This window comes from Endozoicomonas sp. ALE010 (genome assembly GCF_049310165.1).
Lineage (GTDB): Bacteria > Pseudomonadota > Gammaproteobacteria > Pseudomonadales > Endozoicomonadaceae > Endozoicomonas.
Genome location: NZ_JBLYNV010000035.1, coordinates 21,420 through 36,091, shown reverse-complemented (window position 1 = coordinate 36,091; position 14,672 = coordinate 21,420). Strand labels below are relative to the sequence as shown.

Genomic DNA, 14,672 nt, shown 5'->3' with positions numbered 1-14,672 from the left:
CATGAACTTTCCGGAAAAGTACCTGACTGTCCTGGCAGACAACGCTCTTTCCCCTGCCAGGCCTATTAACTTTATCAATGATGGCAAAATCCATCGCTACTGCGTCATGGGCGACCGGGTTGGTAGCAAAAATGGCTGGTATGTACTGCATGGCTCAGAGGTCATGGTTGCAGGATCATGGAAAACTTCCCAGCAGGTGGTCGTTCACAATGCAGAGCTGCAAACATTATCAGCCCACGAACGGCAACAGCGACAGCGAGCTATTCAGGAAGCTCAGTCCAAGGCTGCGGTTGAGCAGTTGCGGCAATACTCAGTGACTGCCCGCAATGTCAAAAGCCTCTGGGAGGGTTCTCCCATAGCCGACGAGGATCACCCATACCTGATCGACAAACGGGTATCGGCCTACGGGCTTCGTCAGACTGGGGATAACCTGCTGGTACCACTCAGGGATGCCAGCGGGAAAATCTGGAGCGTTCAGTTCATCGAACCCAACGGCAAAAAGTGGTTTGCCAAAGGTGGGCGTGTGCGCGGTTGTTTTCACTTGATTGGCGATCCGGGGACAAAAGGCACATTGATGGTCTGTGAGGGGTACGCCACCGGCGCGTCAATCTTCAATGTTCTCGACAATCCGGTATTTACTGCTTTTAACGCCGGAAACCTGATCCATGCAGCAAAGGCCATTAAAGAGGCTTACGGATCTTTCATTATCATGATGGCCGATAACGACCGCCAAACGCCGGGAAATCCGGGCATTACCCAGGCTATGAAAGCGGCACTTGCGGTAAATGGAAACATACTCTGGCCTCCGTTCAGCGAGGGTCAGCCGGGTACAGATTTTAACGACTGGCTGGTTCCTAAAGGAGTGGACCATGAGTAAAAACAATGACAGCCAGGATTCACTTCAATCATTGATGGAGTCTGCCGCTTCGGCGGCTCCCAATGCCTCAGTTCTGGATCGGATAATCACTTTGGCCAGAGCCAACTGTGACCTATTCACCGATGAAGCCGGGAAAGCCTATGCCTCATTCAGTAATAGCCGTGGTATTCGAGAGACCTGGGGAGTTGAGACCAGCGCATTTCGCAAGACTTTAAATCATTGGCACTACCAGGCTTGTCAGAAAGTGGCGAAGAAGGATGTCATCAGCGAATCCTGTGAGCAGTTGGCTGGCTTTGCCGCTCTTGAGGGTGTGAAGCACTCTGTTTTTATCCGCACCGCTTATGCTGATGATCACTATTATCTGGACCTCTGTAACGATGACTGGAGTGTTGTAGAAATATCCTCGGCGGGTTGGCAGGTTTTGCCTGTCAGCCCAGTGAAGTTTATCCGGTCCGATACGATGCAGCCCTTACCAGTGCCTGTTGACGGTGGTGATATCAACGAGCTATGGCAATTGATGAATGTATCTGAGGAAGATCGTCTTTTGGTCTTAACCTGGATACTCGATTGTTACAGGCAGAATACGCAAAAGCTGGTACTGGAGCTTCTTGGTGGCCATGGTCGTGGAAAGAGTGAAACCACTCGGGTATTGCGGGGGCTTATTGACCCCAATACCGCATCTCTGCGTCGTATTTCCAGGCAGGATGAAGCGTTGTTTGTCAGTGCCCAGGCCAACTGGATACTGACCTATGATAATGTCAGTCATCTGACCGATGATCAGCAGGACTTACTCTGTCAGCTCTGTACCGGTGCGGCTTTTGTGAAACGAACGGCGTACTCTAATGCTGATGAAACGGTTCTGAGCGCCCTGCGACCTCAAATCATCAACGGTATAACACCTGTGGCCACCCGGCTTGATTTGATTGATCGCTGTATTAGTACTGAACTTCCACCTCTCCTGCCTGAAAAACGAACCAGTGAGACCGACCTGAAGCGGATGTTCGTTAAGGCTCAACCTTCTCTGCTGGGGTCATTGCTGCAATTACTTGCTGATGCACTTAAGCGCTTGCCAGATGTCCATATTGATGAGTTACCCCGGATGGCTGACTTCGCCTTGCTTGGTGAGGCTGTCTGCCAGGTCCTGGAGAGTAAGCTTCCTTTTATGGCCATTTTTCAGCGCAATAGCCATGCCCTGATCTCCAGCAGTCTTGAGGGTAGCCCGGTGGCCAATACCCTGATGACGTTCTGCCAGCAGTATGGGGAGGGCGTGGTATTCAGTGGCATTGTCAGCCACTTATTCCATCGTTTAGGCAGTTTCAAGTCCGATTACCATGGATGGCCAAAGAGTCCGCGAGGATTTGGCAATGTGCTTCGTCGGGAACAGAGTGCGCTCAAGCTCATGGGGATAACGGTGAACTTCACCGGCAAGCAGCGTCAGGGGCGCACCGTTGAAATTATTTATAAACCCATAGATCAAAGTGCACGACATCCACCACATGCACCGATGGCGCTCTCTACTGTTCCAGTGAATGCATATGGTGCACAACCATCTGATCAACATACACCAGAGAAACCTGATCAGCCTGTTTCCAGCGCACATGGTGACTGTTGTGCACATCGCGAAGCTGAAAATAAGTCTGACGATGATGAGCAGATAGAGCTGGCCATATGACTATGACTCCATTGCAGTTACTGACCTATCTGGAATTGCAGGGTGTCCGTTTAGCGGTTGACTCTACGGGGATTCTGAAAGCCGTTGGTCCCAAGTCCGTACTTACCCCGGTTACTGACCTGTTCCGGTATTACAAGCCTGAGTTGGTCAGTCTTATTACGCAGGATGGGTTTGATATTCTCGTGGTGAAAGAGGCCTTGCGGTTTATCTCCAACGGCCTTGCAGTCACACCCGAGCTACTGGTATTGAAATACTTTACGCCGGAGGACCTGATGGATCTCAGCACTGGGCAGTATCGCAACCTGACTGCATTGCGGGATCTTATCATCAGTGATCCTGACTACCCATTCAGGGATGAATGCAACACAGGAGGTGACCCGTGAACGTAAAGCAGGAACGCTTTGTAAATGCTTACCTGATGGATGGTAATGCGACCCGAGCGGCTCGGGAGGCGGGTTACAGTGAACGTTCAGCCCATACGCAGGGGAATAGAATGTTGAAAAATGATGAGGTTTTAAATGCCATTGCAGAGCGCACTGATGCGCTTCAGCAGGAATCACTTATGACCGCAGAAAGTAAGCGGGATACCCTCTGGCGAATCGCCCAGTTCAATGCCCAGGTCATCGCTGATGATGAGGGTCAGCTCAAGATGCGTAATCCCAGGGCCGCCACCGCAGCCATTAGCGAGCTGAACAAGATGGATGGTGATTATCGCAAGAATGAGGGGCCGATAACACAGGTGAACTTCATTCAGGATTTCGGTGGCGGCGACGATTAACCCTTGCCACATGCACAACGGACGTTGTTATTTGTAGCAAACCCTCTATAACTGTTTATACCAATAAAAATAAAGATGTCAGAGGATGGTTGTGCAGTACGTCGTCTATCGCAGAGTTTCTACCCGTAAGCAGGGGGATTCCGGCCTTGGCCTTGAGGCACAGGATCGGGATATCAGTCTTTATCTCCAGAATTATGAACCTGGCAATTATGAGTTGCTTGGCTCTTTCGTGGATGTCGAAAGCGGCACTCATGATGACCGGCCTGAGCTGGTAAAAGCCATGGATATGGCTAGAAAGACTGGTGCCACACTGCTGGTTTCCAAGCTGGACCGGCTGAGCAGGAAAGTCTCTTTTATTGCCTCGTTACTGGACGACAAACGGCTAAGTTTGAAAGTGGCCTGTATGCCCAATGCCGATAAGTTCCAGCTTCACATTTATGCCGCACTGGCAGAGCAGGAGCGTGATTTTATTTCGGCCAGAACCAAAGCAGCACTGAAGGAGGCTAAAGCTCGGGGTACTCAACTGGGTGGCCTGAGGGATGCAACCCACAAGCGCAATCAGGCAGCCCGGCAACAGGCTCAGTATCGAGCGGATCGGCTTAAAGCGCTCGTCCTGCCAATGGTTGAACAGGGTAAAACAACTCGGCTGATTGCTGATGCACTCAATCGTGCAGGTATTCTTACCAGCCGGGGGAACCGGTGGCAGAGCGGGCAGGTGTCCAGGTTGATTGGTCGGCTCAGGGAGAAATGAAGGGGGGGGAGGTACCCGGTATGCTGGACATAACTTCCCTGTGCGTGCTTTTGTGCGTTGGGGGGTGGTACTCGCGCGGTTGGTGATTTTGTTTTTTGATGAATGTGATCAATTTACTGATTACCAGCAACAGTGCTGCGCTATTCTTTATTTGTGTGTACTGAAAACAGGGAGTATTCAGGCCATGGAAAGGGAAATTTTAAAGCAACGACTGTACTCATTTCTTCTGTCCAATCCAGATCAGCCGGTCAATGTACTGGCTCGAAATACAGGTGCATCCAAAGCTCTCGTGAACAACGTGCTTTATAAAGATACTTGCTTTGGTTCTACGAGTAGTGAGCCTCCCCTTTGGCATGTCGTACCAAGCAATACTCATACTGAAAAACCAGTTTATAAAGAATCCAATAAACGGTTAGGGAGCTAACAAGACATCCTGGTTGCAAAGTAGGAGAGGGCACTTTAAAACAAACGCTTGAGCTTTGCTGAAAGCGCAATCAGCAAACTAAGAACTTCATGGACAGGTATCTGGCTATCAATCAGTTATCTTTTTGTAGAGCTTCTGAGGATGGCCTTGCTCATGGAAGCTTCCATAAATTAGTCACAGATCTGTCTTACTGAAGAATTCAACCTGTTCTTCCATTCTTGCAGATAAGCTAAATCACCAGTTTGCCGCATCCATTTTCTGGCCTCTTGAGCTATGGCAGAGTTTTCAGATCGCATCGATTCCCCATCCAAAAAAATATAATCATCAGGATGCCATGAATGTAAACTGACGTCTTCTAGAATCGGCGCGATAAACACCCGTCTGTCTAATAGGTTTACGATTTCATTCTCAGGTAATTCTGCGCCCCAGGGCTTAGAAGCCAACTCCCAGGCAGCCATTGAAATGCCTTGCAAATGAAGTCTCGCGGGCTGATGCCCCCAGTTAAGCTCATCATAGAGGTGATCTCGATAAATTGTAGTTTCACCTAAATCACCAATAGCTTCCCTGATGACTACAGCAAAGGGGCTCAGACTTCTGTGGCTCTGAAGCTCCTCAAGACTGGGCTTTGAGGGTTTGATAATTATTACCTGAACTTCCGGCCAGCGTATCCCTTGTTCGGCGATGCCTCCCAAGTGATCAATGATTACACGTAAATTTTTATAGCAATGATGGCTTGGGTATATTTCATCAATATCCCCGGTCAGCCATTCAGGATTAATAGAGAATTTTTCGGAGATTTCATCAAGCAGTTCATTCGTTATTTTTGGTATGAAAGCGTCGTGAGAAATCAGGTCGGCAAAGGTTATGCCATGCTTTGGATTAACAAACCCAACGATATTTGCCCTATTGACACCATGAGTTTCAAAAACCTGAAAAATTCTATCAGCAACCTGATGTATAGGGCTTGCAGGCTCATAATGACCAATGAATTTCTTTACCCTATCCATTATACCGAGCGAATCGGCCAGAGTAGATATGACCTCAGCAACAAAAGACAACATCTTTACCATCCTTGCGGTTGATTAGCTTTGCAAAGAAAATCAGCTTCTATGGCGTCAGATTATGGCATGTTGAGCATATGGCTGTATGCCACCAGTTCTTGCAAAAAAATCCTGAACTTCCAGAGATTGGATAGCTCCTATTTTTGCCCTAGTCTGATAGGTTACTTCACACAACTTGAGTGAACAGTTATGGCAGAGCAATTTTTCCTGAGTATCCGTCAACATGGCGGGGTGTACTATCGTGATGGGCTAGACCCCAAGGGGCCTGATGCATTAGAAGAATTTGATGATTTTTTGCTGAATCTGAAACTCGTACAACGAATTTTCTTTGGCAATGAGACAATTACCGGGTTAGCAAACTTCTCATCGGCGGACAGTGATAATCAGAAATACCCATGCATCCAGTTTATGGCTGAAGACAGTCAGGGGCTGTCAATTTTATGCTCTTTGATTTTCAAACCTGCTGGGATGGGTGAGTATCATCGCTATAAGCGACAAATAGAGAGTATTGCTATTGATGGTATTTGTGAAAAGGTTGAGCAAACGGATGATAAACCAGAGCAAACGGAAGGGGAACTTATTCTTGAAATGGAAGCCGTAGACGGTTGATCTTTATAATCCCGCTCACCAAATCGACATAAACCTATAGTATTGACGAACTATTCACTATAGGTTTCTTACCCGCATCACCTTCTTTGCAACTCTCAAAGTTATTGATCTACCAACGACATGCTGGTTCGGTAATGGGTACAGAAATTATGCTCTGGGGAAGGATAAATAACGGAGCTATAGGGTATCAGGCTAATAACCTATAGTGATACCTATAGTAAATCTCAGATAGCAAAAAGCCCGAAGTGCTTACTAACGCTTCGGGCTTTGCTGTGTATGGTGCCGGCACCAAGAGTCGAACTCGGGACCCACTGATTACAAGTCAGTTGCTCTACCAACTGAGCTATACCGGCAAGGAACGAGGTGAATAATATTTATGCCGGGTGTGTTTGTCAACTTCCATGTGTACTCTGATCTTTATTTTGTCGCCAACCCTAAAGCCACTATTTTGCTGTGCGTTCGAAGGAGGAGCCCGGGAGCTGTTAACAGCTGAGAATACCGCCGGTTCATGTCTAATCCATCCTTTCAATGGAATTTTCTCAGGCCAGCAGTTTTTTATAGCGTCCAAACTGGAGCAGCGCTGCCACCACCTTATTGTTAAAAGGCTTATTTACATGCATTTGCTGCAGCCGGAAGTGATGGGTTGTGATTGAGTCCTTATCCAGGCAGCTGTTGATATAATCGGCCAGGGCTTTATCGGAAGGGTCTAGCGCTTCGAGTAACGCTTTTTTTTCAATACTGCCCAGTTTTGCTCCTTTCTGTAACAGGCTCATAATGGTGACTGGTCGCAATTGCAAAGGTGAGGGTTGAGGATCATTCCAGACAAAGCATAAAGGTCCATTTTCAACGTCTTTGGTCTTTATCTTGTCGGTATAAGAGAGTGCCTCTGCGTAGCCGCCTTTCCTGGCAAGGTCTGACAATTTTTTCAGGACTTCAATCTCGGCTCCATTCTTTTCTATCTGCAACTTGCAGGAAAAGGCCATGGCCTTTAAAGCCTCCAGCGGCACTCCCATGTCCTGGGCCACTGGCGTTTGTCCGTAGGGAAGGAGAGAAAGATGAGGTTGGCCATTTTGCAACAGGGTCGTGGTCAGGTTGGCACCTTCACTTAACACCGGGAACCGGGAGCTTTGCACCAGTTTGTTGAAACTCTGCCTTGGCACACTGGGCATAAGACACAGAAGCAATTGGCCCTTGCCTGCCGCCATCAGAGAGGCCCGGTCTTGCTGGTCCCGAAAGTCAATCAGTGTGAAACCTGCGGTTCTCGCGATTTCGCTTAGCACACTCTTGCCATTTTCTGCCCTGTCTTCATCTCTGAAAGCGCTGGTGGTGGTGGTCACCACCACCGGGAGAGCATCCGTTACCTGACCCTGGTTTAGTTTTATAGCACCAAGCCAATTGGTTAATATCGTTTTTTTAAAGTGGCGCAGTGCATTATGATGCAAACCATAAACTACAGCGGTTTGTATTTTCCCTTTAGTGGATAAATCACAAAGCTGGTTAATAGCAGAGACTAATGTCAGTTGATGGCTATCGAGGGATTCGGTCGATATTTCAGTTTCCTTTGATTGCAGATCACCACTGGGGATAATCGAGTTTACCGGTAGATGCAAAGGGTGGATATTACAGTCGGGCATTGAACTATTGTCGTTATTGATATAAGTGAAAATGGACAAAAAAAAGTTGTAAAGCAGTGACCATAGGAGTTGGCCGCTATTATTCTTTGTAACTGATGTATCGGTATCCAGACACATCGCTTCAAATTCAGAGTAAAAACGATAGGGTTTTAAACTAATATGGGACTCTTGCACATAGCCTAATTCTCGGTACATTGCTTCGGCCTGGAAAAAGGAGAGGGTAACGGCAGCATTGATTTTATTCTCACCACGCAGGTTACAGCTGGAAATAATAACTTTGGTGTCGTCTATATAAATTTCCTGAATGCCCAGTCTAATCTTTATTCCCGGCAGTAAGTAAGCCAGCTTGGATAACGCTATACGCTGTTTCTTGACATATCTTATCTGCTCCTCACTATTAAATCTTTGTCGTGTAATAAAGTCACTGTCATCCGGTGGTGACAGTTGTGCATGGATCGTTTTTGCGCCCAAAGCAACAAGGGCCTTAATCAGTCCGACAGATGCCGTGGCATCACCCATGGCCCAGAATCGACCTTGTTCTTCATGTTTATTTTTATAGACGGGGCAACGTACATAAACCCCTATTTCCGGCAATGCGCTTATTAAAGCTTTAGCCTGTGACAGATATTCGGTGGACGATGCACTCCCGGACAAGCTGTCATCCATGTGATCAAATAATGGGGGTGGATATTTTCGTGAGGTTTGCTGTTCTATTTTATTGGCAATCTTATTTTTTTCCCGCTGCCAGGTTTGCTGGAATAGTGTTTTATCAAAATTCTTTACCGGGCGAAAAGGTTGCTTCACTTTCTCCCGGGCATCTCTGATCAGTTTTGCACAGACTCCATTCTCTTTACTGCTAAATTCAGCAGCATATTCCATTTTCGTCAGTCGCTTGATAAAGAACGGTTGCTCAAGAAGGTATTGTAAAATGTCATCATAGCCATGTTTTACCGCTAATTGGGTCAGAGAACTTAAGCCTTTTAAATCAGGATCTCTCGGGGTGAAAGAGTCTGGATAGTTATGTACAAGCCATTTGACACAATCCAACTGGCCACACTCAACAGCATAGCGAAGAGCGCAATATGATTGATAAAAAGCACCACCACTATGTAAACAGTGGAGAATAACGGCCACGCACTCTATGTGCCCATTTTTTATCGCAACCCAAATAGGGGAATCAGGCTTGGACAACAAATACTTGCCAATTTCATAATCCAACATGGTCATTAAACCAGCTTTATTTCCGTATTGAGCCGCCAAGTGTACCGGTGTTAGTCCTGATTTGTCAGGATACACCAGTGTATTTTGCAGTATTAAGAAGTTGGGGTAGTTATTCAATAAAAAGTTCAAACAATTGTTTTGTTTTGCTCTGGCTGCAATATGCAGAGGTCGTTCGTCGTTGTCATTGGTTGCCTGCCACAGGTGTTGAGCTCGATCAACCAACAGTCGGCATAGGTGTTCATGGCCGTGTAACACGGCCAGATGCAGGACGGAGTTACCCTCTGCATCTTCAATGGCCAGGGAAAAGGGGTTATTGGTAATGCACTCTGTTACTTTGTCTGTATCCCCCTGTTTTATCAGGTTTATCAGGTCCAGGGATGAATTATAAAGATGGTTGTGTTGATCCCATGAAGCCTCCTTTGAAAGTAATGGCAGGCCTGGTATATCCATCACCATTTGATGTGTCGTCAGTTGATCAGATGATTCCAAAAATGCTTCTTTATCACAGGATTTGGCAGAGTGGTGACTAAGAATAGGGTGAACCTGGTTTAGTTTTACCATTCTTTTGGTGTGTAAACTCTCTGGTGGCGCTGGATTTTCCGCACGCGGTAATGACATGCTCTGGGCAGAGGGTATGCTAATTTCTACACCCGTTTGGGGATTGTCCTTTTCAACTTGAACTCTGGTGGTTGTATCAATCCCCCCCGGGGGATTAGGTAATATCGGTGTTATTCCCCCGGCAGGCTGCATTGCTCTAACTCTCCTAAAGATCTTGCTACATTAATGGTGTTTTTTCTTTTTGATGAACGCTAGGGCCGACTAAGGAGTTGTCTGGAAACAACTTACCTATTTTCATTGCCTGACTCCGTTCGGACTGAGTGCTGAGCTTGTCGAAGTATCGAAGTTCGTTGGCACGCCCCGTCGATACTTTGACAAGCTCAGCACTCAGGGTGAACGGAAATCGGGAACTTGTTAAAAGACAATTCCTAACCACTTCTTAGGGTAGATATTAAGGAATTTATGTCAGAAAACCACTTAAAAGCTCTCATTCTAGAAAGAAAAAAAGATACCCCTCTATTTTGTGGCAATTATCAGTACAACAAAACTGCATCTTGTTTAATACGCTCGCCCTTCATTGATGTTTGGTGCTCCATCGTAAGGTATTTTAGCAGGTCTGCTGTATTGATAGTGAAAATCTGCCCGATGGCATGCTGCAGCGCATTCATACCCTCAAAAGTTAAAGAAATTCTCGTGCCGTCAAGCAGGACCTTGCGAACCATCAAAGCATTTAAGGCCGTTAGTATTGCCAACCACTTTGTTATTTTTAACCTTTCATTTACTCGGTATGGTTTGGTATTAGGCAGCCAACAAGGAGGTGGGCATGAACATTGCTCAACACTTTTTTATACCAAATACTGATAACTACCACGATCTGAAAGATACTACTTATCAGGAAATCCTTACATTTATCGACAAACATGTTCAGGCAGTCGATTCAGTCAAGATCATAACGCCTGACGACCCGTGTAAGATCAACCCTGTATTGCAGATAATGGCTCGTCAGGCACAGCACGCTCTGTGTAATCAGTTGCTGTGTGAGGGTGGCCTGGTACAAGATAACCCTTATCTGAAATTCAGATCCTTTCCTAACAGGCTTTATACATTCGATGAATCCATTCAGGGATCATTTGAAAATAACAAAGGGCAGAGTCACCCGCGAAAGCCCTGTGCATTATGCAATAACGATTCCAGGCTACTGAAAATCCACACCGAGGGCATGACCATCATTTCCAATTTCCGGCCTTACAGTTCCGAATGCTGGTTGATAAAACCCACAGAACATCTTGATCAAAGTAACATATTTGTTAAAAGTTCAGAGCTCTTTGATTTGGCAACAGCCATGGGACCGGCCTATACGTTTGCCCATAGTGGCTACAGGGGAAACTCACAGCCGCATCTTCATATCCATGCAATGAAAGAGAATTTGCCCCTGCGAAAAGCGTTGTATAACGGACAACTCTCTTTGGAGGCTGACCTGCCGGTAATACAGCATGGGAAAACCACGATCCGTTGGATGACCGGTGATCAAGCCCATAACACGGCACATTTTTCAGGAATTCATATCGCGGGTGAGAATCCTGCTGAATTTGCGCAAGTCTTTAATAATACTCTGAAATACTTAAGCAAAAGCGATGTCTGCGGTACTGGCGGCTACAACGTGGTCTATTGGGTAGACGATAATAACTCTTTGCACTCTTTCATTTTTCCCAGAAATCAAAATGCCAATGTTAATCCTCAATATGTGCCTGAAAAGCAGAGTTATGGCTGTCTTGAAATGAGTGGATTGTTAATCATGGCTCCGGTGAATGACAAAAAAGTGGGTGAACCAGCCGCAGAGGAACTTGCCTCAATCCGAGATAAGCCCTACGGGGATTTTGTCGCCAGGGCCAGAAATGAGCTTACCCGTCTTACCCCGGAGCAATGGCAAGAATTGGCTATGCGTCTGGAACAGTATTGAATTAATTTCCCGGTTCAGAACTTGATCTCCACTCACCCTGAAGCGGAGTCGAAGAATACCAGGCACAAACAAAAACAGACCCATCCCGGATCTGTTTTTTTACCTATGGACTCTTGTCGTTAGGCATCCTGCCCGACTAAAGTCCCTGCCCAGCCTTCATCCTGAAAATCCGGACATCCTGTCCACTGGCTCCCTGCCATGTCACATCCCTGATTTGTCAGCCATCCACCTTCCTGGCTGCTTTGACCTCCTGTCTCAACTGACGGCTTCCATTTTGAGGCTTTTACTTATCATTTACAGTCAGGGAATTCCCATACTCCGTGTAAGACATTTGCCACTGGTAACCGCTCCTTCTTTTATATAGGCCCTGAAACCAAACAACCCGGTATTTCAGACGTTGTGCATAAGTACACTCGAAAACCGGAACCAATCAAAATGACTGACAAAAGTAATCAACTACTAGTCGATAAAACGGGTTAATTTGATTTGAGGCAGCTGTTCCTGCGTTGGCGTATCATCGCCTGAATACGGGCACTGCAAGTACCCGTATCACATAATAAAAAACCTTGCCAGAGACAAGGCTGCAAGTGCTGAACCATCAGCTGTTTGCGTTTTTTATTATTATTATTGGGGTGGTATTTATTCTTAGACAGAGAGTGAGTATTTGGTGTTCTTATTACCAGGCTCCGAAACAATCGTTACCGACTTCGGCAAACACTCAATGATTAAGCTCATGCTACGTATTTACCGAAGCAAAAGAATTGATCTACATCAATAAATACCCACTAATAATGCACGAATGATCGACCAGTCACTGCTGAGACCCGGTTCAGGGTTGACCAGCTTTTGACCAAGCAGAAAATAAGCAGGTCTTTCATCATGCATTAATAACAATACAATAACCTGAAAATATTAAATTTTAGTTAATATTTACCCATCGAACCCGTTTACAGCAGCAATTGATCGAGCTTTTCCTGATTATCAGCCGATAATTCACCTGCAAGACTGAGTTTATGTTTACAGATAGCTTTATGAAGCCCTTTATCGCACGAAAGCAGTTGGTGTAATGCTTCAAACCGATGCTCAAACAGCCAGTCATATAATCTAATGTCTGAATGGTGAATAGAGTTGTTGTTTTCAGAGTCCTCTGTCTCATGGCAATTGGATTCGCCCCAATCATGACTGTCCCGTACGGCAGAATCATCCGACTCTGGATCTAACCCAACCCTGGCAAAATCACTTCTCGGTGCGTTATAGGTAGCTTCCATCTGGCTTATGAAGGAATCTTTGCATGAGTGGGCAAAAGGTTCACGGGGCAGGTAGACGAAAGGGTAAAGACTTATATCCGGACTGTGCATATCTCTGGCTTTTGCCAGCAACGCTGCCAGTGTCATTTTATTTTGCGCACTCAAATTGTCGGCAATGACGTCAGAGGTGTTATCAATCAGATAAAAAACATCCGCATCACTGGTTAACAGTTTTCCAATATCACCTGCCCGGGTTTCTATTAACGTATCTGAAATAGCGCCTTTCAGAGTGTCGATATTTCCCGGAAAATTGTATTTATACGCGGCTTTCAGGACATAAGAACACAATTCCAGCTTGCGAAAATATTCACCATGATCTTCAAAAACACTGAAACATGTGGCAAGCAGGGACTGGCCATTATGATCAAGGCGGTTCAGATGCAACCCGGATTTTATCAAATAGAGAAGCGTGTCAGAAACACGATAGAAGTAATAGGTTTTAATGTTCCGCACCAGTTCATTGAAAGGGAGTTTTCCTTCGCTGGTGTGTTGATTGATATCTAACCCATGGTGGGTCAGCAAATTGATTTTTTCACTGTCGAGAAACCGACTCGCCATCATTGCATGAAGCGGACTGTTTTCGTAACGATTGTCAGCGTTGTCGATACTGGCTCCAGCCCGCAACAGAAGCACAGCAAGACCGACCCATGACGTTAAGCTCAACGTTTCTGACAGTGCTGTCTTCCCACTGCTGTTCACGGCGTCTAGGATTTCCTGACGGCCACCGGCCTTTTCCAGTAACCTGTCCATAAGCGCCAGGGAGGCACCACCAGTTTGACAGGCAACGTGTAATGGCGTGTTACCAAAGCGATCAGCAACCAGTTCGGCACCACGGCTCAACAGCAATTCCACCACGGTATCAGGATTCGTTGTGTACTTTTGTCCACCACTGCGTGAATGAAGACAGCTCGCTCGACAAAACTGGTGCAGTAAGGTTTGCCCCGCCTGATTGATGGGCTGATTGATATCAACACCTTCTTTACTCAAATACCATTGCAGGTGCTCCAGTATTTTGGGATCGGCTTCTCGCGGTGGAGAATTCCAATACACGGTATCATCGGGCCCATACGCCGAAGCTTGGGTTATGTGCTGAACTTTTTTCGCACGAATATCAATACCCCTGCTCTCTAACAGCGTATCCAGTTCCTGAATGTCAGCATTGCCTCGAAAGAGAGTATTGCATTGGCAATCAGGGCTACGGATTAACCATGTACCCGGGGTTTCGCACACAATCACCTGACGTCCATTAAATATCTCTGTCGTCTTAGGCTCCAGTGTCAGGTGGTGACAGACCACGACGGGTAATGCAATGGGCTTGAATGCCTTGAGATCATCAGGGGTGACTGAACGCATAACTGGTCCTCCAAAGCGGCTGTAACTATTAGCTCCCGACTTCTTGTCGTTGATAAATTCACAGTAATGATCACCGTTGTCTGGAAATGGCGAATCATCCCGGATATTTATCTCAACATGGTCGCACTCATTCCCTGGCCTGTATTGATCATCAGAAAAATCACGCCGTTCAGAGCGGGCCGACATATGCAGGCTTTGTATGGCTTGCCCAAAAACAACCCGCCCCGAAAACAATTTGTTACCGGCTTCATTTCGAAGTGAGTTGGCAGCCATTGCTGAAAATTGGCTGTTGGTGAGTTGTCTTGTATGTTTGAGAATGTTTAAAGCCTGTGTGTACATTGAATACCTCTGGAAATTTTTTACGATATTCGTTGCTCTCCAACCGTTATGGAGAGACTTCTGCAAATCACCCTGAAAACATTCATTCAAGTACATGACCATTTCAGACAACTCTCAAACCCTGCACT

12 protein-coding genes and 1 tRNA gene are annotated in these 14,672 nt (G+C 46.3%); 8 read left to right on the top strand and 5 right to left on the bottom strand.

Annotation, left to right across the window (positions count from 1 at the left end; all coding sequences use genetic code 11):
- The first annotated feature begins 1 nt into the window (after position 1).
- The 6 genes from ACO6UY_RS14935 (at position 2) to ACO6UY_RS14910 (ending at position 4,502) form a co-directional block, all read left to right on the top strand.
- Entirely contained in the window at positions 2–877 is an 876-nt protein-coding gene (locus tag ACO6UY_RS14935; RefSeq protein ID WP_422490442.1) for a toprim domain-containing protein, read from the top strand.
- Positions 870–2,549 carry a hypothetical protein gene (locus ACO6UY_RS14930; RefSeq protein ID WP_422462549.1) on the top strand — a complete coding sequence of 560 codons (1,680 nt, stop codon included), beginning with the start codon at positions 870–872 and terminating at the stop codon, positions 2,547–2,549. The genes ACO6UY_RS14935 and ACO6UY_RS14930 overlap by 8 nt, the downstream gene beginning before the upstream one ends.
- Before the next feature lie 2 nt (positions 2,550–2,551).
- Positions 2,552–2,932 (top strand): hypothetical protein, encoded by a 381-nt coding sequence (locus tag ACO6UY_RS14925; RefSeq protein ID WP_269676756.1) that lies wholly within the window; start codon positions 2,552–2,554, stop codon positions 2,930–2,932.
- Positions 2,929–3,327, top strand: coding sequence for a terminase small subunit (locus tag ACO6UY_RS14920; protein WP_422490440.1), 399 nt, complete (start codon positions 2,929–2,931; stop codon positions 3,325–3,327). The genes ACO6UY_RS14925 and ACO6UY_RS14920 overlap by 4 nt, the downstream gene beginning before the upstream one ends.
- Positions 3,328–3,412: 85 nt before the next feature.
- Positions 3,413–4,078, top strand: a complete 666-nt coding sequence (locus ACO6UY_RS14915) for a recombinase family protein (RefSeq protein ID WP_422462545.1) — start codon at positions 3,413–3,415, stop codon at positions 4,076–4,078.
- Positions 4,079–4,118: 40 nt separating this feature from the next.
- Complete coding sequence (locus tag ACO6UY_RS14910) at positions 4,119–4,502, top strand: hypothetical protein (RefSeq protein WP_422490438.1); 384 nt, start codon at positions 4,119–4,121, stop codon at positions 4,500–4,502.
- A 170-nt stretch (positions 4,503–4,672) separates the two neighbouring features.
- Here the strand turns inward: ACO6UY_RS14910 and ACO6UY_RS14905 are convergent, their stop codons facing one another.
- Entirely contained in the window at positions 4,673–5,563 is an 891-nt protein-coding gene (locus tag ACO6UY_RS14905; RefSeq protein ID WP_422490436.1) for a hypothetical protein, read from the bottom strand.
- 189 nt (positions 5,564–5,752) lie between these two features.
- Between ACO6UY_RS14905 and ACO6UY_RS14900 the strand changes: the two genes are divergently transcribed.
- The gene (locus ACO6UY_RS14900) at positions 5,753–6,172 is read left to right on the top strand and encodes a hypothetical protein (protein WP_422490435.1); all 420 of its coding nucleotides are present in this window, start codon (positions 5,753–5,755) and stop codon (positions 6,170–6,172) included.
- 277 nt (positions 6,173–6,449) lie between these two features.
- Here the strand turns inward: ACO6UY_RS14900 and ACO6UY_RS14895 are convergent.
- From ACO6UY_RS14895 to ACO6UY_RS14885, 3 genes are all read right to left on the bottom strand, one after another.
- Positions 6,450–6,525, bottom strand: a tRNA-Thr gene (locus ACO6UY_RS14895).
- 186 nt (positions 6,526–6,711) lie between these two features.
- Positions 6,712–9,645 (bottom strand): ankyrin repeat domain-containing protein, encoded by a 2,934-nt coding sequence (locus ACO6UY_RS14890; RefSeq protein ID WP_422490433.1) that lies wholly within the window; start codon positions 9,643–9,645, stop codon positions 6,712–6,714.
- Positions 9,646–10,118: 473 nt separating this feature from the next.
- Positions 10,119–10,337 carry a hypothetical protein gene (locus tag ACO6UY_RS14885; RefSeq protein ID WP_422443923.1) on the bottom strand — a complete coding sequence of 73 codons (219 nt, stop codon included), beginning with the start codon at positions 10,335–10,337 and terminating at the stop codon, positions 10,119–10,121.
- Between the two features lie 71 nt (positions 10,338–10,408).
- Here ACO6UY_RS14885 and ACO6UY_RS14880 point away from each other — a divergent pair, with 71 nt between their 5' ends.
- The gene (locus tag ACO6UY_RS14880; protein WP_422443925.1) at positions 10,409–11,545 is read left to right on the top strand and encodes a hypothetical protein; all 1,137 of its coding nucleotides are present in this window, start codon (positions 10,409–10,411) and stop codon (positions 11,543–11,545) included.
- Positions 11,546–12,492: 947 nt separating this feature from the next.
- On the opposite strand, the gene ACO6UY_RS14875 is transcribed toward ACO6UY_RS14880, so the two are convergent.
- Positions 12,493–14,391, bottom strand: coding sequence for an ankyrin repeat domain-containing protein (locus tag ACO6UY_RS14875; RefSeq protein WP_422490432.1), 1,899 nt, complete (start codon positions 14,389–14,391; stop codon positions 12,493–12,495).
- Positions 14,392–14,672: the final 281 nt, after the last annotated feature.